This is a genomic window from Streptomyces sp. SCSIO 75703 (assembly GCF_036607905.1).
Taxonomy (GTDB): Bacteria; Actinomycetota; Actinomycetes; order Streptomycetales; family Streptomycetaceae; genus Streptomyces.
Genome location: NZ_CP144555.1, coordinates 1,122,674 through 1,141,968, shown reverse-complemented (window position 1 = coordinate 1,141,968; position 19,295 = coordinate 1,122,674). Strand labels below are relative to the sequence as shown.

At 77.4% G+C, this 19,295-nt stretch carries 16 protein-coding genes; 10 read left to right on the top strand and 6 right to left on the bottom strand.

What is annotated here, in order from left to right; all coding sequences use genetic code 11:
- The first annotated feature begins 190 nt into the window (after window positions 1-190).
- The 8 genes from VM636_RS04855 (at window position 191) to VM636_RS04820 (ending at window position 8,291) form a co-directional block, all read left to right on the top strand.
- Window positions 191-1,180 carry a glycosyltransferase family 9 protein gene (locus VM636_RS04855; RefSeq protein WP_053913826.1) on the top strand — a complete coding sequence of 330 codons (990 nt, stop codon included), beginning with the start codon at window positions 191-193 and terminating at the stop codon, window positions 1,178-1,180.
- Complete coding sequence (locus tag VM636_RS04850) at window positions 1,177-2,127, top strand: glycosyltransferase (protein WP_338483527.1); 951 nt, start codon at window positions 1,177-1,179, stop codon at window positions 2,125-2,127. Before VM636_RS04855 ends, VM636_RS04850 begins: the two co-directional genes overlap by 4 nt.
- Entirely contained in the window at window positions 2,124-3,341 is a 1,218-nt protein-coding gene (locus VM636_RS04845) for a glycosyltransferase (protein WP_053913828.1), read from the top strand. The genes VM636_RS04850 and VM636_RS04845 overlap by 4 nt, the downstream gene beginning before the upstream one ends.
- Window positions 3,341-3,958: an SIS domain-containing protein gene (locus tag VM636_RS04840; RefSeq protein ID WP_051821601.1), complete on the top strand. Its 618-nt coding sequence runs from the start codon at window positions 3,341-3,343 to the stop codon at window positions 3,956-3,958. Before VM636_RS04845 ends, VM636_RS04840 begins: the two co-directional genes overlap by 1 nt.
- Window positions 3,951-5,327: a D-glycero-beta-D-manno-heptose 1-phosphate adenylyltransferase gene (gene rfaE2 / locus VM636_RS04835; protein ID WP_338483524.1), complete on the top strand. Its 1,377-nt coding sequence runs from the start codon at window positions 3,951-3,953 to the stop codon at window positions 5,325-5,327. The genes VM636_RS04840 and rfaE2 overlap by 8 nt, the downstream gene beginning before the upstream one ends.
- A gap of 143 nt (window positions 5,328-5,470) precedes the next feature.
- A complete protein-coding gene (locus VM636_RS04830) occupies window positions 5,471-6,481 on the top strand; it encodes a glycosyltransferase family 9 protein (protein WP_338483522.1) in 1,011 nt (336 codons plus the stop codon).
- Window positions 6,478-7,398: a glycosyltransferase gene (locus VM636_RS04825; RefSeq protein ID WP_078962687.1), complete on the top strand. Its 921-nt coding sequence runs from the start codon at window positions 6,478-6,480 to the stop codon at window positions 7,396-7,398. Before VM636_RS04830 ends, VM636_RS04825 begins: the two co-directional genes overlap by 4 nt.
- Complete coding sequence (locus VM636_RS04820) at window positions 7,395-8,291, top strand: glycosyltransferase (RefSeq protein ID WP_030422998.1); 897 nt, start codon at window positions 7,395-7,397, stop codon at window positions 8,289-8,291. Before VM636_RS04825 ends, VM636_RS04820 begins: the two co-directional genes overlap by 4 nt.
- A 100-nt stretch (window positions 8,292-8,391) precedes the next feature.
- On the opposite strand, the gene VM636_RS04815 is transcribed toward VM636_RS04820, so the two are convergent.
- From VM636_RS04815 to VM636_RS04795, 5 genes are all read right to left on the bottom strand, one after another.
- Window positions 8,392-8,712: a DUF3040 domain-containing protein gene (locus VM636_RS04815; protein ID WP_030422997.1), complete on the bottom strand. Its 321-nt coding sequence runs from the start codon at window positions 8,710-8,712 to the stop codon at window positions 8,392-8,394.
- A gap of 58 nt (window positions 8,713-8,770) precedes the next feature.
- A complete protein-coding gene (locus tag VM636_RS04810; protein WP_338483516.1) occupies window positions 8,771-9,691 on the bottom strand; it encodes a polysaccharide pyruvyl transferase family protein in 921 nt (306 codons plus the stop codon).
- A gap of 43 nt (window positions 9,692-9,734) precedes the next feature.
- Window positions 9,735-10,463: an MgtC/SapB family protein gene (locus tag VM636_RS04805; RefSeq protein ID WP_053913831.1), complete on the bottom strand. Its 729-nt coding sequence runs from the start codon at window positions 10,461-10,463 to the stop codon at window positions 9,735-9,737.
- Between the two features lie 914 nt (window positions 10,464-11,377).
- Window positions 11,378-14,182, bottom strand: coding sequence for a LuxR family transcriptional regulator (locus tag VM636_RS04800; RefSeq protein ID WP_030422994.1), 2,805 nt, complete (start codon window positions 14,180-14,182; stop codon window positions 11,378-11,380).
- A 145-nt stretch (window positions 14,183-14,327) separates the two neighbouring features.
- Window positions 14,328-15,155: a helix-turn-helix transcriptional regulator gene (locus tag VM636_RS04795; protein WP_030422993.1), complete on the bottom strand. Its 828-nt coding sequence runs from the start codon at window positions 15,153-15,155 to the stop codon at window positions 14,328-14,330.
- A 117-nt stretch (window positions 15,156-15,272) separates the two neighbouring features.
- On the opposite strand from VM636_RS04795, the gene VM636_RS04790 reads away from it, so the two are divergent.
- Complete coding sequence (locus VM636_RS04790) at window positions 15,273-16,946, top strand: AMP-binding protein (protein ID WP_030422992.1); 1,674 nt, start codon at window positions 15,273-15,275, stop codon at window positions 16,944-16,946.
- Window positions 16,943-18,547 carry an AMP-binding protein gene (locus VM636_RS04785; protein WP_338483511.1) on the top strand — a complete coding sequence of 535 codons (1,605 nt, stop codon included), beginning with the start codon at window positions 16,943-16,945 and terminating at the stop codon, window positions 18,545-18,547. Before VM636_RS04790 ends, VM636_RS04785 begins: the two co-directional genes overlap by 4 nt.
- 60 nt (window positions 18,548-18,607) lie before the next feature.
- On the opposite strand, the gene VM636_RS04780 is transcribed toward VM636_RS04785, so the two are convergent.
- A complete protein-coding gene (locus VM636_RS04780; protein WP_053913833.1) occupies window positions 18,608-19,288 on the bottom strand; it encodes a hypothetical protein in 681 nt (226 codons plus the stop codon).
- Window positions 19,289-19,295 lie beyond the last annotated feature (7 nt).

Genomic DNA, 19,295 nt, shown 5'->3' with positions numbered 1-19,295 from the left:
GGCAGCCCGACACGCCGAGGCGCCCCGACCCCGGCACGCCGACGGCGCCCGACACGCCCGAGGCTCCCCGTTCCCGTCTCACTGCCGACACGCCGACGGCGCCCGGCGAGACGCCCTCCCACCCCTCGACCACCCTCCGCCCCTCGACCGCCCCCCAGACCCCGCCCCCGGCGACCTCCCGGAGGCTTCGATGAAGGCACTCGTCACGCGGCTCGACAGTTTCGGCGACGTCCTGCTCGCCGGGCCCGCCGTGCGCGCCGTCGCCGCCCGCGCCGACCACGTCACCCTGCTGTGCGGACCCCGGGGCGCCCCCGCCGCCCGCCTGCTGCCCGGCGTGGACGAGGTGCTGGTGTGGGACGCGCCCTGGGGCGGTTTCGACCCGCCCCTCGTCCGCCGCGAGGACATCGACGCGCTGGTCGGCCGGATCGACGCGGACACGGCGCTGATCCTCACCTCGTTCCACCAGTCCCCGCTGCCCACCGCCCTGGTGCTGCGCCTGGCCGGCGTCGGCCGCATCGCCGCGGACAGCGTCGACTACCCCGGCTCCCTGCTGGACGTGCGCCACCGGCGGGCCCCCGGCGCCCACGAGGCCGAGGCGGCGCTCGACCTCGCGGGAGCGGCGGGTTTCCCCCAGTCCGACGACGGGCGCCTGCGCGTCCATCCACCGCCCCGCACCGGTCGCTTGACGGGACCGGGACCGTACGTCGTGCTGCACCCCGGCGCCAGCGTGCCCGCGCGGGCCTGGAGCGCCGCGCGGGCGGCCGAGGCGGTGCGTGAACTGGCCGCCGCCGGGCACCGGGTGCTGGTCACCGGCGGCTCCGGCGAACGGGACCTGACCGCCCACGTCGCCGGCCGGCACGGCACCGACCTCGGCGGCCGTACGGGCGCCCCGGAACTGGCCGGCGTCCTCGCGGGCGCGGGGGCCGTCGTCACCGGCAACACGGCACCGGCGCACCTCGCCGCGGCGGTCGGCACCCCCGTCGTCTCGCTGTTCGCGCCGGTCGTGCCGGCCGGGCGCTGGCGGCCCTACGGCGTGCCGTCCGTGCTGCTCGGAGACCAGGACGCGCCCTGCGCGGGCAGCAGGGCCCGGGAGTGCCCCGTCCCCGGCCACCCCTGCCTGGACTCCGTCACCGGCCCCGACGTGGCGGCGGCCGTCGAGAAACTGCTGGGGGAGGCATGAGGATTCTCCTGTGGCACGTGCACGGCTCGTGGACCACGGCGTTCGTGCGGGGCCCGCACACCTACCTCGTCCCCGTCACCCCCGACCGCGGGCCCGACGGCCTCGGCCGCGCCCGCACCTGGCGCTGGCCCGACTCGGTCGTCGAGGTGCCCCCGGAACGGCTGCGGGACGCGGACGTCGACGTCGTCGTCCTGCAACGCCCGCACGAACTCGCCCTGGTCGACCGGTGGCTGGGCCGCCGACCGCCGCTGGTGTACCTGGAGCACAACGCGCCAGACGGCGACGTGCCCCGCACCCGTCACCCCGCCGCGGACATCCCCGGCGCCACCCTCGTCCACGTCACCCACTTCAACCGGCTGATGTGGGACGCCGGCCCCACGCCCGCCACCGTCGTCGAGCACGGCATCGTCGACCCGGGCCACCGCTGGACCGGCGAGCTGGAACGGGCCGCGGTCGTCGTCAACGAACCGGTGCGGCGCGGCCGGACCACCGGCACCGACCTGCTGCCCGAGTTCGCGCGGGCCGCCCCGCTCGACGTGTTCGGCATGCGCACCGACGGCCTCGCCGGCCACCTGGGCCTCGCCCCGGACCGCTGCCGCACCGAGGACGTCGTCCAGAGCCGGCTGCACACCGAACTGGCCCGGCGGCGCGTCTACGTCCACCCCGTGCGCTGGACCTCGCTGGGCCTGTCCCTGCTGGAGGCGATGCACCTGGGCATGCCCGTGGTCGCGCTCGCCACCACCGAGGTCCCCGAGGCGGTGCCCCCCGGCGCGGGGGTGGTCTCCCACCGCGTCGACGTCCTGACCGACGCCGTAGGGGACTTCCTGGCCGATCCCGGCCACGCGCGCGCCGTCGGCGAACGGGCCCGCGCCGCAGCCCTGTCCCGCTACGGGCTGCCCCGCTTCCTGGACGACTGGGAGCGGCTGCTCAAGGAGGTGGCCCGATGAGGATCGCCCTGGTGTCCGAACACGCGAGCCCGCTCGCCGCGCTCGGCGGGGTCGACGCGGGCGGCCAGAACGTCTACGTGGCCCGCCTCGGCGAGGAACTGGCCCGGCGCGGCCACGACGTCACCGTCTACACCCGCCGGGACGATCCGGACCTGCCGGACCGGGTGCCGCTGCCCGGCGGCGCGGTCGTCGAGCACGTGCCGGCCGGCCCGCCCGAGGGCGTGCCCAAGGACGACCTGTTCCCGTACATGCCCGCCTTCGGCGCCCGTCTGGCGCGCGCCTGGGCGGTGGAGCGGCCCGACGTGGCGCACGCCCACTTCTGGATGTCCGGCCTGGCCTGCGGGGTCGGGGTGCGCCCGCACGGCATCCCGCTCGTGCAGACCTTCCACGCCCTCGGCACCGTCAAGCGGCGCCACCAGGGCCCGCGCGACACCAGCCCCGCCGAGCGCGTCGGCGTCGAACGCCGCCTCGGCCGCGGCTGCGAACGCGTCCTGGCCACCTGCACCGACGAGGTCGTCGAACTCGCCGCCATGGGCGTGCCGGCCCACCGGGTCTCCGTGGTGCCCTGCGGTGTCGACGCGGCGCACTTCCGGCCCGGCGCCGTCGGCGCCCGCACCCCCGCGCGGCGGCGGCGCCACCGGCTGCTCGCCTGCGGCCGGCTCGTCCCGCGCAAGGGGTTCGACCAGGCCGTCCGCGCCCTCGCCGCGCTGCCCGACACCGAACTCCTCGTCGCCGGCGGGCCCCCGGCCGCCGACCTCGGCGCCGATCCCGAGGCCCGGCGGCTGACCGGCCTCGCGCACCGCGCCGGCGTCGCCGACCGGGTCCGGCTGCTCGGCGCGGTCGACCCCGGGGACATGCCGGCCCTGCTCGGCAGCGCCGACCTGGTGCTGTGCACCCCGGTCTACGAGCCGTTCGGCATCGTGCCGCTGGAGGCGATGGCCTGCGGCGTGCCCGTCGTCGCCACCGACGTCGGCGGCCACCGCGACTCCGTCGCCGACCGGGGCACCGGGCGCCTCGTCCCGCCCGGGGACCCGGCGGCGATCGCCGGCGCGGCCCGGGAACTCCTCGCCGACGGTGCCCTGCGCCGCCGCCACGGCGCGGCCGGCCGGGCCCGCGTCCTCGCCCACTACACCTGGCGGAGCGTCGCCGACAGAGCCGAAGAGGTCTACCGGCTGACCGTCGCCGACCACGCCCTGTCGAAGGAGGTGGCGTGATGACCGTCCACCCGCCCGTCCTCGGGCACTGCGACCGGCTCCAGGAGGCGCTGGGGGCCTTCCGCGCCCGCGCGCACCGCACCGAGGACTGGGGCCGCGGGCTCGCCGCCGTCCTCTCCGGCGGCGGACGGCTGCTCGCCGCGGGCAACGGCGGCAGCGCCGCCCAGGCCCAGCACCTCACCGCCGAACTCGTCGGCCGCTACCGCGACGACCGGCCGCCCTTCTCCGCCCTCGCCCTGCACGCCGACACCTCCAGCACCACGGCGATCGCCAACGACTACGGCGTGGACGAGGTGTTCGCCCGCCAGGTCCGCGCCCACGGGCGCCCCGGCGACGTGCTGATGCTGCTGTCCACCAGCGGTGCCAGCGCCAACCTGCTCTCCGCGGCCGACGCGGCCCGCGCCGCCGGGGTCCGCGTCTGGGCGCTCACCGGCCGCGCCCCCAACCCGCTCATGGCGGGCAGCGACGAGTCCCTGTGCGTCGAGGCCCTCTCGACGGCCACCGTCCAGGAACTCCACCTGGTCGCCGTGCACATGGTCTGCGCGGCCTTCGACGCGGCCCTGCACGAGGGGCCCGGGGCCGCCGGGCCCGGGGAGAGCGAGGGCACGCATGCCTGACCGCACCCCCCTGACCGTGGTCGGAGACGCCCTGCTGGACCGTGACGTGACCGGTTCGGCCGACCGGCTCGCGCCCGACGCGCCCGTGCCGGTGATCGCCGAGTGCGCGGAACACCTGCGCCCCGGGGGCGCCGCGCTCGCCGCCTGCCTCGCCGCCCGCGACGGCCGCGAGGTCACCCTCATCACCGGGGCCGGTGACGACGAGGCGGGCCGTGCGCTGCGCGAACTGCTCCCTCCCCGGGTGCGGTTGGTGGCGCTCCCGCTGGACGGACCGCTGCCCGAGAAGACCCGGGTACTGGCGAGCGGCCGGCCCGTCGTCCGCCTCGACCGGGGCGGCGGCCGGGCCCGCGAGGCCACCGCCGAGGCCCGCGCCGCGCTCCGCTCCGCCCGCGCCGTCCTCGTCTCCGACTACGGGCGGGGCGCCGCCGAAACCCTGCGGGACCTGCTGGCCGAACGGCCCCCGCTCGTCTGGGACCCGCACCCGCGCGGCGGACCGCCGGTGCCCGGCACCCGCCTGGTCACCCCCGCCGAGAAGGAGGCGCACGGCTTCGCCCCGCCCGAGGGCCGCCCCGACGGCGGCCTGCGCGCCGCCGCGCACGACGCCGCCGCGCTGGTGCGGCGGTGGCGGACCGCCGCGGTCGCGGTGACCCTCGGCCCGCGCGGCGCGCTGCTGTCGTACGGGGAACACCCGCTGCTCTTTCCCGCGTCCGCCGCCCACGCGGGCGACGCCTGCGGTGCCGGGGACCGGTTCGCGGCGACGGCGGCCGGGCTGCTCGCCGACGGGGCGCTGGTCGGGGAGGCCGTCGAGGGCGCGGTGGGCGCGGCGGGGGCCTTCGTCGCCGCGGGCGGTGCCGGGGCGCTGCCCCGCGCCGACGCCGCACCGGCGGCGCCCCCGCCGGACGGGCCCGGCCCGGACGACCCGTACGCGGTGGCCGCCCGGGTCCGCGGCGCGCACGGCACCGTCGTCGCCGCGGGAGGCTGCTTCGACCTGCTGCACGCCGGGCACGTCGGCCTCCTCCAGGCCGCGCGGCGACTCGGCGACTGCCTGGTGGTGTGCGTCAACTCCGACGCCTCGGTACGGCGCCGCAAGGGCGCGGGCCGTCCCGTCAGCCCGCTCGCCGACCGCGCCCGGGTCCTGCGGGCGCTGGCCTGCGTCGACGCGGTCGCCGTGTTCGACGAGGACACCCCCGAACGCCTCCTCGGCGACCTGCGCCCCGACGTGTGGGTCAAGGGCGGCGACTACGCGGGCGCCGACCTCCCGGAAGCCGGGCTGCTCGACGAGTGGGGCGGCCAGGCGGTCCTGCTGCCCTACCTCGACGGCCGTTCCTCCACCACCCTGCTGACCCGAGCCGCCCAGGAAACCCCATGACACACCCCCACCCCCCGTCGCCCCGCCTTCCCGCCCGCCCCGCCCCCGCCCGCGTATGGTCCGGGGCCGGTACGGAAGGGCCGCCGGCCACCGGCGTCCCCGTGCACCCGGCGCACGCCGGGACCGTCCGGCCCCTCCCGTCCGTGCCCGACGCCCGGGGCACGCCGGAGGGGAGGGAGGGCCGGTCGCCGGGCACGACGGCGCCCCGGCTGCTCGTCCTGCGTGCCCTCGGCCTCGGCGACCTGCTCGCCGGGGTGCCCGCGCTGCGGGCGCTGCACCGGTCCCACCCCGGTCACGAGCTGGTCCTCGCCGCCCCGGCCGAACTCGCCCCCGTCGCCGCGGCCACCGGCGACGTCGACCGGCTGCTGCCCGCCTCCGCGCCCGGCCGCGCCGTCCCGCACGCCCTCGACTGGACGGGCCCGCCCCCCGACGTCGCCGTCGACCTGCACGGCGACGGCCCGCCCAGCCACCGGCTGCTCCAGCGCCTCGGGCCGCGCCGGCTGCTGGCGTTCGCCCACCCGGGCACCCCGGAGATCGACGGCCCGCTCTGGTACGCCGAGGAACACGAACGCGTCCGCTGGTGCCGCCTGCTGACGGCGTACGGCATCGCCGCCGACCCCGACGACCTGCTGCTGCCCCGCCCCTCGGTGCCGTCCCCGGCGCCCGGGGCCGTCGTCCTGCACCCGGGGGCCGGCGCCCCCGCCCGGTGCTGGCCGGTGGAGCGGTACGCGGCCGTCGCCGAGGTGCTGCGCGCCCGCGGCCGGCGGGTCGTGGTGACCGGGGGAGCGGACGAGGCCGACCTCGTGGCGCGGCTCGCCAAGCTGGCCCGGCTGCCCGACACCGACGTGTTCGGCGGCGGCCTGCCCCTCGACCGGCTCGCCGCCCTGGTCGCCGACGCCGGTGCCGTGGTGAGCGGCGACACCGGCCTCGCCCACCTCGCCGCCGCCCACGCGGCGCCCTCCGTCACCCTGTTCGGCCCGGTCCCGCCGAGCCGCTGGGGCCCGCCGGACCACCCCCGCCACCGTGTCCTGTGGCATCCGGGCCCGGACGGCGACCCGCACGGCACCGAGCCCGACCCCGCGCTGCTGCGCCTGCGCGCCGACGACGTCCTCGACGCGCTCGACGCACTGGACGCCCTCGGTGAGGACCCATGACCCACGGCCCGCCCCCCGCGCCCGGCCGGGCCCCCGCCCCTCAGGGCCGCCCGGCCCCCGCCCCCGTCGGCGTCGTCATCGCCACCCGGGACCGCTCCGCGAGCCTCGCCCGCACCCTGCGCCGGCTGCTCGCCCTGCCCGAGCGCCCCGAGATCGTCGTCGCCGACAACGCGTCCACGGACGGCACCCCCGCCCTGCTCGCCCGCGACTTCCCCCAGGTCCGGGTGGTGCGGCTGCCGTCCAACCGCGGCGCGCTCGCCCGCACCCACGGAGTGCGCGCCCTCGACACCCCGTACGTGGCCTTCAGCGACGACGACTCCTGGTGGGCGCCGGGCGCGCTCGGCACCGCCGCCCGCCTCTTCGCCGAACACCCCCGGCTCGGCCTGCTCGCCGCCCGCACCCTCGTCGGCCCCGGCCGGGACGCCGACCCGCTCAACGGGCGGCTGGCCGCCTCCCCGCTCGGCACCGCCGCCGACCTGCCCGGCACCCAGGTCCTCGGCTTCCTCGCCTGCGCCTCGGTGGTCCGCCGCGAGGCGTACCTCGACGCCGGCGGCTACCACCCCCTGCTCTTCTTCGGCGCCGAGGAGACCCTGCTCGCCTACGACCTCGCCGCCCGCGGCTGGGGGGTCACCCACTGCCCGGACGTGGTCGCCCACCACCACCCCGACCCCGCGCCGCGCACCGGCCGCCCGGCCAGGGTCCGGCGCAACGAACTCCTCACCGCCTGGCTGCGCCGCCCCCTGCCGCACGCCCTCGCCCGCACCCGCGCCCTCGCCGCCGACGCCCGCCGCGACCGGCAGGCCCGGCACGCCCTGCGCGAGGCGCTGGCCCGCCTGCCCGCCGCCCTGCGCGACCGCAGACCCCTGCCGCCGCACGTGGAGCGGGCCGCCCGGCTCCTGGACGGAGACCCCCCGTGACCGATCCCCGGACCACCGTCGTCGTCATCACCCACGACCGGCGCCGCGAACTCCTGCGCACCCTGGACCGCCTCGCCGCCCTGCCCGAACAGCCCCCGGTGATCGTCACCGACAACGCCTCCACCGACGGCACCGCCGCCGCCGTCGCCCACCACCACCCCCGGGTCCGGCTGCTGCGTCCCGGGCGCAACCTCGGCGCCGTCGGCCGCAATCTGGCGGTGCGCCACGTCCACACGCCCTACGTGGCCTTCTGCGACGACGACTCCTGGTGGGCGCCCGGCTCCCTCGCCGGGGCCGCCGACCTGCTCGACCGGTATCCCGCCCTCGGCGCGGTCACCGCCCGCATCCTCGTCGAACCGGACGGCACCGAGGACCCCATCGTCGGCGAACTGCGCGACTCGCCCGTGCCCGCCCCGGCGTGGCTGCCCGGACCGGCGCTCGGCTCCTTCCTCGCCGCCGCCACCGTGCTGCGCACCGGCGCGTTCCGCACGGCGGGCGGCTTCCACCCCCGGCTCTGGCTGGGCGGCGAGGAGGAACTGCTCGCCGCCGACCTGGCGGCGGACGGCTGGTGGCTGACGTACGCCGACACGCTGACGGTCCACCACCACCCGTCGGTCGTACGTGATCCCACGCTGCGCCGGCAGCACGGCATCCGCAACACCCTGTGGTTCACCTGGCTGCGCCGGCCCGCCCGCCGCGCGCTGCGCCGCACGCTGTTCCTGGCGCGTACCGTGCCACGCGACCGCGCCTCCCTGCGCGCCTTCGCCGAGGCGGCGGCGGCCCTGCCCTGGGTGCTGCGCGAACGCCGGGTGCTCCCGCCGGAGGTCGAGGCCCGCCTGCGGGCCCTGGAACCGTCCCAGCGCGCCTCGACCGCCCGCGACTACACGGGCTGAGGGCCGGGCGCCGGGACAGCGCCCGCGGCCCCCAGCGGGGGCGCCGGCGCGCTCCTCCCCGGCCCGCCGCGGGGCAGCCGCGGGGGCGCTGCGGCGGCCGTCACCTCTCGGGCTCCTCGCCGGTCCGGCGGCACAGCAGCCGGAACACGGCGAACAGCGTCACCGGCCAGGACAGGGCGAAGGCCCAGATCACGCCGGGTACGGAGGTGGCGATGCCGGTGGCCATCAGAGTGAGCGAGACGGCGAGGAGCAGGGCGGTGGTCAGCGGGCGCGGCCGGCAGGCCGCGAGCCGCGACAGGTCGGGAAGGCGGCTGAGCCGCATGGTGCGCAGCCTCCGGTCGAGGCGGCGGTCGTGGCGCAGCGCCCGTTCGACTTCGTCGAGGACGCGCTGCTCGCGTGCGGAGAGCCGGCCGATGGTCACGGTGTCTCCCTCGGGGCCGGGGACCGACGCTCCGCCGAGTGCCCGCGCGGCCCGCGGGCTAACCGTTCCGGTCCCCGAGCGCCGCCCGCAGCCCGTCCGCCGCGTCCGGCCCGCCCGCGCGGAACGCGTCCCGGGCGTGCCGCGCGGCCTCCCGGCCCTCGGTCAGGCACCAGTCCCACCAGCGTTCCAGCGCGTGTGCCGTCAGCCGTTCGGCGGGCACCAGCGCCGGCCAGCCGCAGGCACGGGACTGCGCGGTCACCTTGGCGCCGCCCGCGACCGGGTCGACGGCCAGCGCGGGCGTCCCGGCGCGCAGCGCCAGCACCAGGCCGTGCAGGCGGTCGGTGACGACCACGTCCAGCCGGGACAGCACGGCCTCCAGTTGCTCCGGCGTGGCGCACAGCCGCCAGTCGCGGGTGTCGAGGCGGGTCTCCAGTTCCAGGCGGGCGCAGTCCCGCCCGGCCAGCCAGCGGGTCACCTCCGCCGCGACCGCCCCGTGCCGTCGGCGCCGCCCGTACTCGTGCTGCCCGTGGGTGAGCACCACCCCGGCCACCGGCGGGACCGGCCACACGGGGGCGTGGGCGGCGAGGTCGGTGCCCGGCACGGTGTGGGGCGCGTCCCGGGGCAGCACCCGGTGGAAGCCGGCGGCGGCCGGGTCGCCGGGGTCGAGGACCGAGACGCCGACCGCGATCCGCAGGCAGTGCGCGAACCGCCGGTGCAACTCCGCCACCTGCCGCCCACGCACGGGGCCGCACACGAAGACCAGACGCGTGTACGCGGCCGGGTCGAGGTCCGCGAGGTGGGTGTCACCCGGCCGGAAGCCGGGGCTCCACGCCACGTCGTACGCGGTGCCGGTGCGCCGGAGCCGGTCCTCCACCCGCCGGAGCGCCAGCAGGTCCCCGGCGGTCGCCTCCCCGTCCGGGAAGCTGAACCAGCCGGTCACCAGGGTGCGCGGCCCCGCCGGCGCGTCTCGTCCCTGCACGTGCCCCGGGTTCCCCGGCGCCGCGCGGGCAACCCCGGCGCGGTCACTCCTCCTCGGCGGCGACGTTCATGTCGGCGTCGAGCACGCCGTCGGCCTGGAAGAGGTCGGAGGTCAGCCGGACGGCGTCGCCGGTGCCCTCCAGCCGCAGCAGCACCCGGGCCGCCGAGTCGGTGCGGCCGGGCAGCCGGTCGGCGGTCACCCGCAGGATGCGGAACCCGCGCCGCGTGCACGTCTCCATCAACTGGGGCAGCAGCGCCTGCCCGATGAGATAGGTGATCCGCAGCTCGACCGTGGTGGTGACGGTCTTGACGAGGCGTCGGGACAGCGCCGGATAGCCGCGTACGACGAGGAAGTGGAGGATCGTGACGGCCACCGCGAGGATCGGCAGCCCGCCGCCGCAGGCCATGCCGACCGCGGCGGTGAGCCAGATGGTGGCCGCGGTCGTCAGGCCCCGCACCGCGTCCCGGCGTACGAAGATCAGCCCGCCGCCGATGAAACCGATGCCGGAGACGATCTGGGCGGCCACCCGGGACGGGTCCAGGCCCACGCCCTCCATGCCCAGCACGGCGGAGAAGCCGTGCTGGGAGATCTCCATCATGAGCGCGCTGGCGACACCGACCAGGGTGTGGGTGCGCAGGCCGGCGCTCTTCTGCTGGGCCTCGCGCTCCCAGCCGATGAGACTGGACAGGACCAGCGCGAGTGCCAGCTCGGCCAGTTGGCGCGGGCCCTGCCCGCTGTCCAGGTCCCACAGCGCCATCGCCACGTCGCGCATCCACGGCCTCCCTCACAGTCGGGCCATCCTCCCACCGCACCCGCGGCGACCGGGGGTGCTCACGCCGGAGGGACCCCTTCGGGTGTTACCCGGCAGGGCCGCCCCCGCCGGGACGTGACCCGGGCGCGGGGGAGGGAGGACACGTGGAGAGGGGGCGTTGCGGGCCGCTCGTGGTGGCTCGCAACGCCCCCTGGACTGGGCCCGAGCGGTGCTCAGGGCGACACGGGAACCGTGCGGGGTGCGGAGGGTGATCCCTGCCAGGACGCCCCGTGAACCCGGGGAACCGCCGCTGTCGTCCTGGCAGGTGTACGTGTCGCCGGGCGGCTCCCCGGCGTACGGGCGGTGCGGGCGGGCACCGCGGACGCCGCCCGGCGGCGGGCGGCCCGGGAGGCGGGCGGCGCGGCGGCGGTGGGCGGTCTGGCGCGGGTGAGGCCGGACATGGGTCTCCTCGAAGGCCGGTGGGGGGTCGCCGGGCGTGGGGGGTACGGAGGCTTCGGGAACCGCCTCCGTGTGCCCGGCGAGCGGCACGTGTTCACGCTATGACCGGCACGACGGGCGGCCCAATGAGGGAGTCCCCTAGGGGAGTTCGGGCAGGGAAAACCCTCGGTCCGGTCACGGGAGGGGGAGCCGGCGTCCCCCGGGGGCCCGCCTCCCCGGGCCCGGCCGCGGCCTTCCCGGCGGGACGTGCGGGCGTGCGGGCGGGCCGGAGCCGGCCGTGCGGCCCAGCAGGGCGCGGCATGCGCCCCGGCCGGACCCGGCCGTGCGGCCCCCACCGGTCCCGGGCGTGGAGCCCCGCGCCAGACGTACGGCCCACCAGGACCGGGCATGCGCCCCGGCCGGACCCGGGCGTGTGGCCCCGCCCCGGACCGGGCGTGCGGTTCGCCCGCCGTCCAGGGCGCGGGCCGCCCCGTCGTTCACTCCCCGCGGCGGCCCGCGGCCAGGCGGACGAGGTCCACCCGGGAGCGTATGCCCAGCTTGCGGTAGACGCGGGTCAGGGTGGCCTCGACGGTCTTGACGCTGACGAAGAGCCGGGCGGCGGCCTCCCGGTTGGTGGCGCCCTCCATCACCAGCGCGGCCACCTGACGCTCCATCGCGGCGAGCCCGGCCAGCCCGTCCGGCGCGGCGGCCCGCGCCGGGGGCGGCCCGGCGGCCCGCTGCGCGGCGGCGGCCTCCACCTGCCGCAGCCAGGGCAGCGCCCGGCAGCGCCGGAAGAGCCGCACCGCCTCGTCGTACGATCCCGGACCCGGCCGGCCCTCGCCCAGCTCGGCCAGCGCGAACGCGGTCCGCGCCTCCTCCAGCCCCTGCCCGAGCGCCGCCAGCCGGTCCCGCGCCGACACCAACTGCTCGACGGCCGCCCGGCGTTCGCCCCGCGCGGCGCGCACCAGCGCCTCGGCCCGGTCCAGGACGGCGAGGACGCTCTCCCGGCCGAGCCTGAGCGCCTGCGCCCGGCTGGTGTCGACGACCTCCTGCGCCTCGGCGGTCCGTCCGGTGCGCACCAGCGCCTCGGCCAGATCGCCCTGCCAGCGCCCCCGCGCCGGGTCGGTGATGCCCGCGCCGGCCTCCAGCTTCCGCACCCGGCCCAGCGCCCGGACCGCCGCCTCCGCCTCGCCGGCCACCAGGTGGGCGTGGCCGAGCGCGGCCAGCGCCCGCGACAGGTACACGGCGTCGCCGTCGGCCTCGGTGTGGCGCACCGCCTCGTGCCCGAGGGCGAGCGCCTGGGCCACGTCGCCGCCGGCCGCCTCGGCGAGGGAGGCGAGCATCACCCCCGCGCCCTCCCCGATGCCCGCGTCCCGGGCCAGTGTCAGGCTCTCGCGGGCCAGCTCCAGGGCCCGCCCGCAGTGCCCGGCGTACAGCTCCGTCTCGGCGAGGGAGCGCAGGTAGTGCACCTCGCTCTCGGCCATGCCGCGGCGCCGCACCTCGCGCAGCAGCCCGGTGAGGATGGTGCGCGCCTCGGCCAGCCGGTCGCTCATCACCAGCCAGCGGAACCGGGTGGAGCCGGCCCCGTTGTGGTGGCAGGCCACCCGCGGGTCCTGCGGTTCGCGCTGCGCCCGCTCGATGGTCGACGCCGCGTCCGGGTGGCCCATCAGCGTCTCGGCCTGGGCCTGGAAGGCGAGCGCCAGCAGTTCCGTGCGGCGGTCGCCGGCCCGCGCCGCCAACTCGGCCGCGTGCGCCGCCTCCTCCCGGCCCTGCGCGAAGTCGCCCTGCACCACCAGTCCGCGCCAGGCGAGCTGGTAGTGCACGAGGGCGAGCAGCCGCGGGTCGTCGCCCGCGTCGGCCAGGGCCTGTGGGAAGACCGCGTCGACCTCGCCGATGGCCTGCCCGGCGGCCTCGATCACCACCATCCAGGCGCGCACCCGGCGGCCGGGCGTGGTGTCCCGGGCCAGCACCTCGCGGGCGACCTCGCGGGCGAGGTCGGCCTCCCCGGCGGTGATGGCGTCCTCGGCGGCCCGGAGCCGGTACTCGTCCGGGCAGGGGTCGCCGTCCGGCGGGGTGTGCCGGGCCGCGAGCAGTCCCAGCGAGGCGGCGACCGAGGGCGCCCCCCGGTCCCGGGCCAGCGCGGCGGCCTCGGCGAGCCGCGCCGCGACGCCGGGGTCGGTGCCGGGGGTGGCCAGGGCCAGGTGCCGGGCCCGTTCGATCGGGTCGGAGGCGGCCGTGGACAGCGCCGCGTGCGCGGCCCGCCGCTCCGGGGCGGGGGCCTCCGCGTAGAGCGCGGCGGAGATCAGCGGGTGCGCGAAGCGCAGGGTGGGCTCCTCCGGGTCGGAGGCGAGCAGGCCCAGCTCGGTGGCCTGCGCGGTCTCCGCCTCGGCGTTCTCGCGGCCGGCCGCGTGCAGCAGGGCCGGGGTGGGCCGGGCGCCGGCGCTGGCCACCAGGAGGGTGTGGCGGGCCTCGGGGGACAGCATCTCCAGGCGGCTGAGGACCAGCGCCCGCAGCGAGGTCGGCACCGGCAGCGGTTCGCCGGGCCGGGGCGGGGTGGGGCTCTCGGCCAGGGCCCGGCCCAGTTCCAGGGCGAAGAGCGGGTTGCCGCCGCTGGTGCGGTGGATGTCCCGGACGGTGGAGCGCGACAGTTGCGGGAAGCCCTGGCGGGCCAGCAGCTCCGCGACCTGCGGCCGGGTCAGCGGGCCCAGCCGTATGGCGCGGGTGTCGGGCGGGCAGGCGCGCAGGTGGCGGTCGTACTCCTGGTCGTCGGTGCGCACCGCGCACAGCAGCCGCACCGGGGTGTCGCCCAGGCGGCGGGCGGCGAAGCCGAGCAGTTCGGTGCTGGCCGGGTCCAGCCACTGGAGGTCGTCGGCGACGACGAGGACCGGACCGTCGGCGGCGAGGGCGCGCAGCGCGGAGAGGACCGCGAGCCGCAGCGCGAGCCCGTCGCGGCGCAGCGTGGACTCGCCGCGCCCGGTGAGCGCCGACTCCAGTGCGGTGCGCTGCGCGAGGGGGAGGGTGCCGGAGACCCGGTCGAGGACGAGCCCGAGGAGGTCGGCGAGGGCGAGGAAGGGCAGATGGGATTCCGACTCGGTCGCCGAGCAGCGCAACACGGTGCTCGCCGTGCGGGCGTATTCCGCGGCCAGTGTCCGCAGGACCGTCGACTTTCCAATTCCGGCCGGGCCGTGCAGGAGCACACTGCCGCCCCCGACGAGCTGTCCCCGTGCCGCCTCGAACGGCTCCTCCCTGCCGATGACCAGGTCGGAGCGGTTCCCGGCAGACTTCGTGACGTCCCGTCGCACGGTGACCGCTCCCTCCGATGGTGTGTAGGGGCCAATATTAGGCTTTGGCCCATTGCATAACGGAGCGGAGAGCCCGCGGGCGGAATCGACAACGCTGTCGGTGGCGAATACAAATGTCCGCGGCGGAAAAACCGGGGCCCCGCCGCTACGGGAGCAGGCCGGCCCGGCGGGCCGCGACGACCGCCTCGCCGCGGGTGGCGGCGCCGAGCTTGCGCATCGCCGAACGCAGGTACCCCTTGACCGTTTCGGGCCCGACCCCCAGCCGTTCGGCGGCCCTGGCGTTGGTCGCGCCCGCGGCGACGCAGGCGAGCACGTCCAGCTCGCGCGGCGCCAGCCGGACCCCCGGGCCGGGCCCGTGCCCGGCGGCGAGAAGCCCGCAGGCGCGCAGCAGCTCGTCGCGGAGCGCGGCGTCCTCGATCCGCGGCGCCAGCGCCCGCAGCGCCGCGTGCGCCTCCCGCACCTGCTCCCACGCCGCGGCGTCCGCCGGCTCGCGGGCCGGCTCCGGCCGGGCCGCCGCCAGCAGCTCGCCCGCCTCCTCGCGCAGCAGCAGGGCCTCCGCCACGTCCCGGGCCGCGTCCACGGCCGCGCTCAGCGTGCGGTCGCCCAGCGGGTGCGCCGAGCGCAGGGCGCCGTAGAGCACGCCGCGCACCCGGCGCCGTACCACCACGGGTACGGCGAGCACGGAGCGCAGGCCCTCGGCGGCGACCGGGAGGTCGTACTCGTGGCTGATCTGCCGGGAGGCCGAGTAGTCGGTGACGGCGCAGGGCCGGGTCAGCGCGATCGCCTTGCCGCCGAGGCCGTTGCCCGAGGTCACGGCGAGGGCGCTGAGCGCGCCGGTGGCGGTGCCGCTCAGCTCGCTGATCCGCACCTGCCGCCGCCCGGACTCGACCAGGCCGCCGAAGGCGACCGGGAGCCCGGTCGTCCGCCGCATCCGCCCCAGCGCGTTGCGGATCTCCACCACGTCCGTCGCCACCCGTTCGCCCTCTCCTCGACGCCTCCCGAGGCGTACACCCCCGTTCGGGGGTAGTGAGACCTGCATCACGGATTACACGATGGCAGAGAGCCGCCCTGCAAGGCCCCAGGAGGACAGATGACGACGGCGACGGAGCTCTTCCGCGAGGCGCGGGACTTCCTGCTGGAGCACCGCGAGGACTACCCGGCCGCCTACGAGGGCTTCGCCTGGCCCCGGCCGGCGGAGTTCAACTGGGCGCTGGACTGGTTCGACGTCATCGCCGAGGACAACACCCGCACCGCCCTGCACATCGTGGAGGAGGACGGTTCCGAGGTCCGGGTCTCCTTCGCGGAGATGGCCGAGCGCTCCGACCGGGCCGCGAACTGGCTGCGGGCGAACGGGGTGCGCGCCGAGGACCGCATCCTCGTCATGCTCGGCAACCAGGCCGAGCTGTGGGAGACGGCCCTGGCGGCGATGAAGCTGCGCGCCGTCGTCATCCCCGCCACCCCGCTGCTGGGCCCCGCCGACCTGCGCGACCGGGTGGACCGCGGCCGGGTCCGGCACGTGATCGTGCGCGCCGGGGACACCGGCAAGTTCGACGGCGTGCCCGGCGACTACACGCGGGTCGCGGTCGGCGGCACCGGCGCCCCCGGCTGGCTGCGCTACGAGGACGCCGCCGCGGCCCCGGCCGCCTTCGTCCCGGACGGGCCGACCGCCGCCGGCGACCCGCTGATGCTCTACTTCACCTCCGGGACGACCGCCCGGCCCAAGCTGGTCGAGCACACGCACACCTCCTACCCGATCGGCCACCTGGCCACCATGTACTGGATCGGGCTGAAGCCGGGGGACGTGCACCTGAACATCTCCTCGCCCGGCTGGGCCAAGCACGCCTGGTCCAACCTGTTCGCGCCGTGGAACGCCGAGGCGACCGTGTTCCTGCACAACTACACGCGCTTCGACGCGGGCCGGCTGATGGCGGAGATGGACCGGGCCGGGGTGACCACCTTCTGCGCCCCGCCCACGGTGTGGCGGATGCTGATCCAGTCCGACCTGCGCCGGCTGGCCACCCCGCCGCGCGAGGTCGTCGCCGCCGGCGAGCCGCTCAACCCCGAGGTGATCGAGCGGGTCCGCGACGCCTGGGGCGTGACCATCCGCGACGGCTTCGGGCAGACCGAGACCGCGGTGCAGGTCTCCAACAGCCCCGGCCAGGTACTGAAGACCGGCTCGATGGGACGCCCCAGTCCCGGGTACCGCGTCGTGCTGGTCGACCCCGTCACCGGGGCGCCCAATGTCGCGGAGGGCGAGATCTGCCTCGACCTGTCCGACCGCCCCGTGGGCCTGATGACCGGCTACCACGGCGACGCCGACCGCACCGCCGAGGCGATGGCCGGCGGCTACTACCGCACCGGCGACATCGGCGCCCGCGACGCCGACGGCTACCTCACCTACGTGGGCCGCGCCGACGACGTGTTCAAGGCGTCCGACTACAAGATCTCCCCGTTCGAGCTGGAGAGCGCGCTGCTGGAGCACGAGGCGGTCGCCGAGGCCGCCGTCGTCCCCGCCCCCGACGAACTGCGGCTCGCGGTGCCGAAGGCGTACGTCGTCCTGGCCGCCGGCTGGGAGCCCGGACCGGACACGGCCAAGGTGCTGTTCGAGCACTCCCGTGAGGTGCTCGCCCCCTACAAGCGCCTGCGGCGCCTGGAGTTCGGCGACCTGCCCAAGACCGTCTCCGGCAAGATCCGCCGCGTCGAGCTGCGGGAGGCCACGGCGGCCGGCTCGCCCCACGAGTACCGCGAGGAGGACTTCCGGTGACCCCGTCCTACGCCCACGGCACCAGCACCACCCCGCTGCTCGGCGACACCATCGGCGCCAACCTGGCCCGCGCCGTCGCCGCCCACCCCGGCCGCGAGGCCCTGGTCGACGTCGCCTCCGGACGGCGCTGGACCTACGCCGAGTTCGGCGCCGCCGTCGACGAGGTGGCGCGCGCCCTGGTGGCCCGGGGCATAGCCAAGGGCGACCGGGTCGGCATCTGGGCCGTCAACTGCCCCGAGTGGGTCCTCGTCCAGTACGCCACCGCCCGTATCGGCGCGGTCATGGTCAACGTCAACCCGGCCTACCGCGCACACGAGTTGGAGTACGTCCTCCGGCAGTCCGGCATGGTGATGCTGGTCGCCTCCCGCACCCACAAGGGCAGCGACTACCGCGCCATGGTGGACGAGGTCCGCGGCCGGTGCCCCGCGCTGCGCGAGACCGTGTACATCGGCGACCCGAGCTGGGACGCGCTGACCGCCGACGCCGCCGCGGTGCCCGCCGAGCGGCTGGAGGCGCTGGCGGCGGAGCTGAGCTGCGACGACCCGGTCAACATCCAGTACACCTCGGGCACGACCGGCTTCCCCAAGGGGGCCACGCTCTCCCACCACAACATCCTCAACAACGGTTTCTGGGTGGGCCGTACGGTCGGCTACACGGAGCGGGACCGGGTCTGCCTGCCGGTCCCCTTCTACCACTGCTTCGGCATGGTCATGGGGAACCTGGGCTCCACCTCGCACGGCGCCTGCATCGTCATCCCGGCCCCGTCCTTCGACGCGAGGGCCACCCTGGAGGCGGTCCAGCAGGAGCGGTGCACGTCCCTGTACGGGGTGCCGACGATGTTCATCGCGGAGCTGAACCTCCCCGACTTCGCCACGTACGACCTGTCCTCGCTGCGCACCGGCATCATGGCCGGCTCGCCCTGCCCGGTGGAGGTCATGAAGCGGGTCGTCGCCGAGATGCACATGGAGGAGGTCTCCATCTGCTACGGCATGACGGAGACCTCCCCGGTCTCCCTCCAGACCCGGCGGGACGACGACCTGGAGCACCGCACCGGCACCGTCGGCCGGGTCCTGCCGCACATCGAGGTCAAGGTCGTCGACCCGGCGACCGGCGTGACCGTGCCCCGCGGCACCGCCGGTGAACTGCGCACCCGCGGCTACAGCGTGATGCTCGGCTACTGGGACGAGCCGGAGAAGACCGCCGAGGCGATCGACGCCGGACGCTGGATGCACACCGGGGACCTGGCGATGATGCGCGAGGACGGGTACGTCGAGATCGTCGGCCGCATCAAGGACATGATCATCCGCGGCGGGGAGAACGTGTACCCGCGCGAGATCGAGGAGTTCCTGCACGGACACCCCAAGATCGCGGACGTCCAGGTCGTCGGCGTGCCGCACGAGCGGTACGGCGAGGAGGTCCTCGCCTGCGTCATCCCCGCCGACCCGGCCGATCCGCCGACCCTGGAGGAGCTGCGCGCCTACTGCGACGGGCAGTTGGCCCACTACAAGGTACCGAGCCGGCTCCAGGTGCTGGACTCCTTCCCGATGACGGTCTCCGGCAAGGTCCGCAAGATCGAACTGCGGGAGACCTACGGGGCGTGAGGGCAGCGGGTCCGGGGCGGCGGCGCCCCGGACCGTCCGCCCGCCTCCCGGCGGCCCCGGTCATCCCGCCCGCGCGTCCAGCGTGACGGCCGCCGCGTTGACCGGGCGGCACCGCCCGCCCGGTTCGAGGACGAACAGCGGGACGCCCAGCCGGTCCGCGCCGGCCAGTGCCCCGTCGGTGTACCCGCCCCGCGAGAAGTGGACGCACTCCGCCGACTCCGCCATGGCGCCCAGCCACAGGCACTCCACGTCCCGTGCCGTCGCCGCGCGGCGCGGCACCGGGTCCACCTGCGCCACGATGCCGCGTGCCGCGAGCGCGATCCCCGGCGCCGTCCGCCGGTCCGCGCGCCGCACGTCGCGGTGGCCGAGCCCGCGCAGGTGCAGCACGGCCGCCGTCACCGCGTCCCGCGCGGTCCGCACCGGCACCGCCCGGTGCGCCGGGACCCGCGATCCGGGGACGGGGCCGGTGCGCCCCGGCGCCGACCGCTCGACCGGGACGCTCGTCACCGTCCCGCAGGGGCAGCCCACCTCCGGGCGCGGCCACTGGCTCTCGGTCCCGCAGGCGGCGCAGCGCACGCCGACCCACTCCTCGTCCCAGACCCGGCGGGTGACCGCCGCGGGTGACCCGCGCGGGTCGAGCGGCGCGGCGACGGGCGCCCCGCACACGCACGGGTACGACGGGGGCGTGTAGCGGTGCCGGCGGCCACAGGCCGCGCAGCACACGAGGACGCTGTCGGTCATGGCGCCA

Bases quoted from the DNA above. Each gene is read 5' to 3' on its own strand.
- VM636_RS04840 (WP_051821601.1), top strand. From the start codon at position 3,341: ATGACCGTCCACCCGCCCGTCCTCGGGCACTGCGACCGGCTCCAGGAG.
- VM636_RS04855 (WP_053913826.1), top strand. From the start codon at position 191: ATGAAGGCACTCGTCACGCGGCTCGACAGTTTCGGCGACGTCCTGCTC.
- VM636_RS04850 (WP_338483527.1), top strand. From the start codon at position 1,177: ATGAGGATTCTCCTGTGGCACGTGCACGGCTCGTGGACCACGGCGTTC.
- VM636_RS04790 (WP_030422992.1), top strand. From the start codon at position 15,273: ATGACGACGGCGACGGAGCTCTTCCGCGAGGCGCGGGACTTCCTGCTG.
- VM636_RS04825 (WP_078962687.1), top strand. From the start codon at position 6,478: ATGACCCACGGCCCGCCCCCCGCGCCCGGCCGGGCCCCCGCCCCTCAG.
- rfaE2 (WP_338483524.1), top strand. From the start codon at position 3,951: ATGCCTGACCGCACCCCCCTGACCGTGGTCGGAGACGCCCTGCTGGAC.
- VM636_RS04805 (WP_053913831.1), bottom strand. From the start codon at position 10,463: ATGCGCGACGTGGCGATGGCGCTGTGGGACCTGGACAGCGGGCAGGGC.
- VM636_RS04845 (WP_053913828.1), top strand. From the start codon at position 2,124: ATGAGGATCGCCCTGGTGTCCGAACACGCGAGCCCGCTCGCCGCGCTC.
- VM636_RS04780 (WP_053913833.1), bottom strand. From the start codon at position 19,288: ATGACCGACAGCGTCCTCGTGTGCTGCGCGGCCTGTGGCCGCCGGCAC.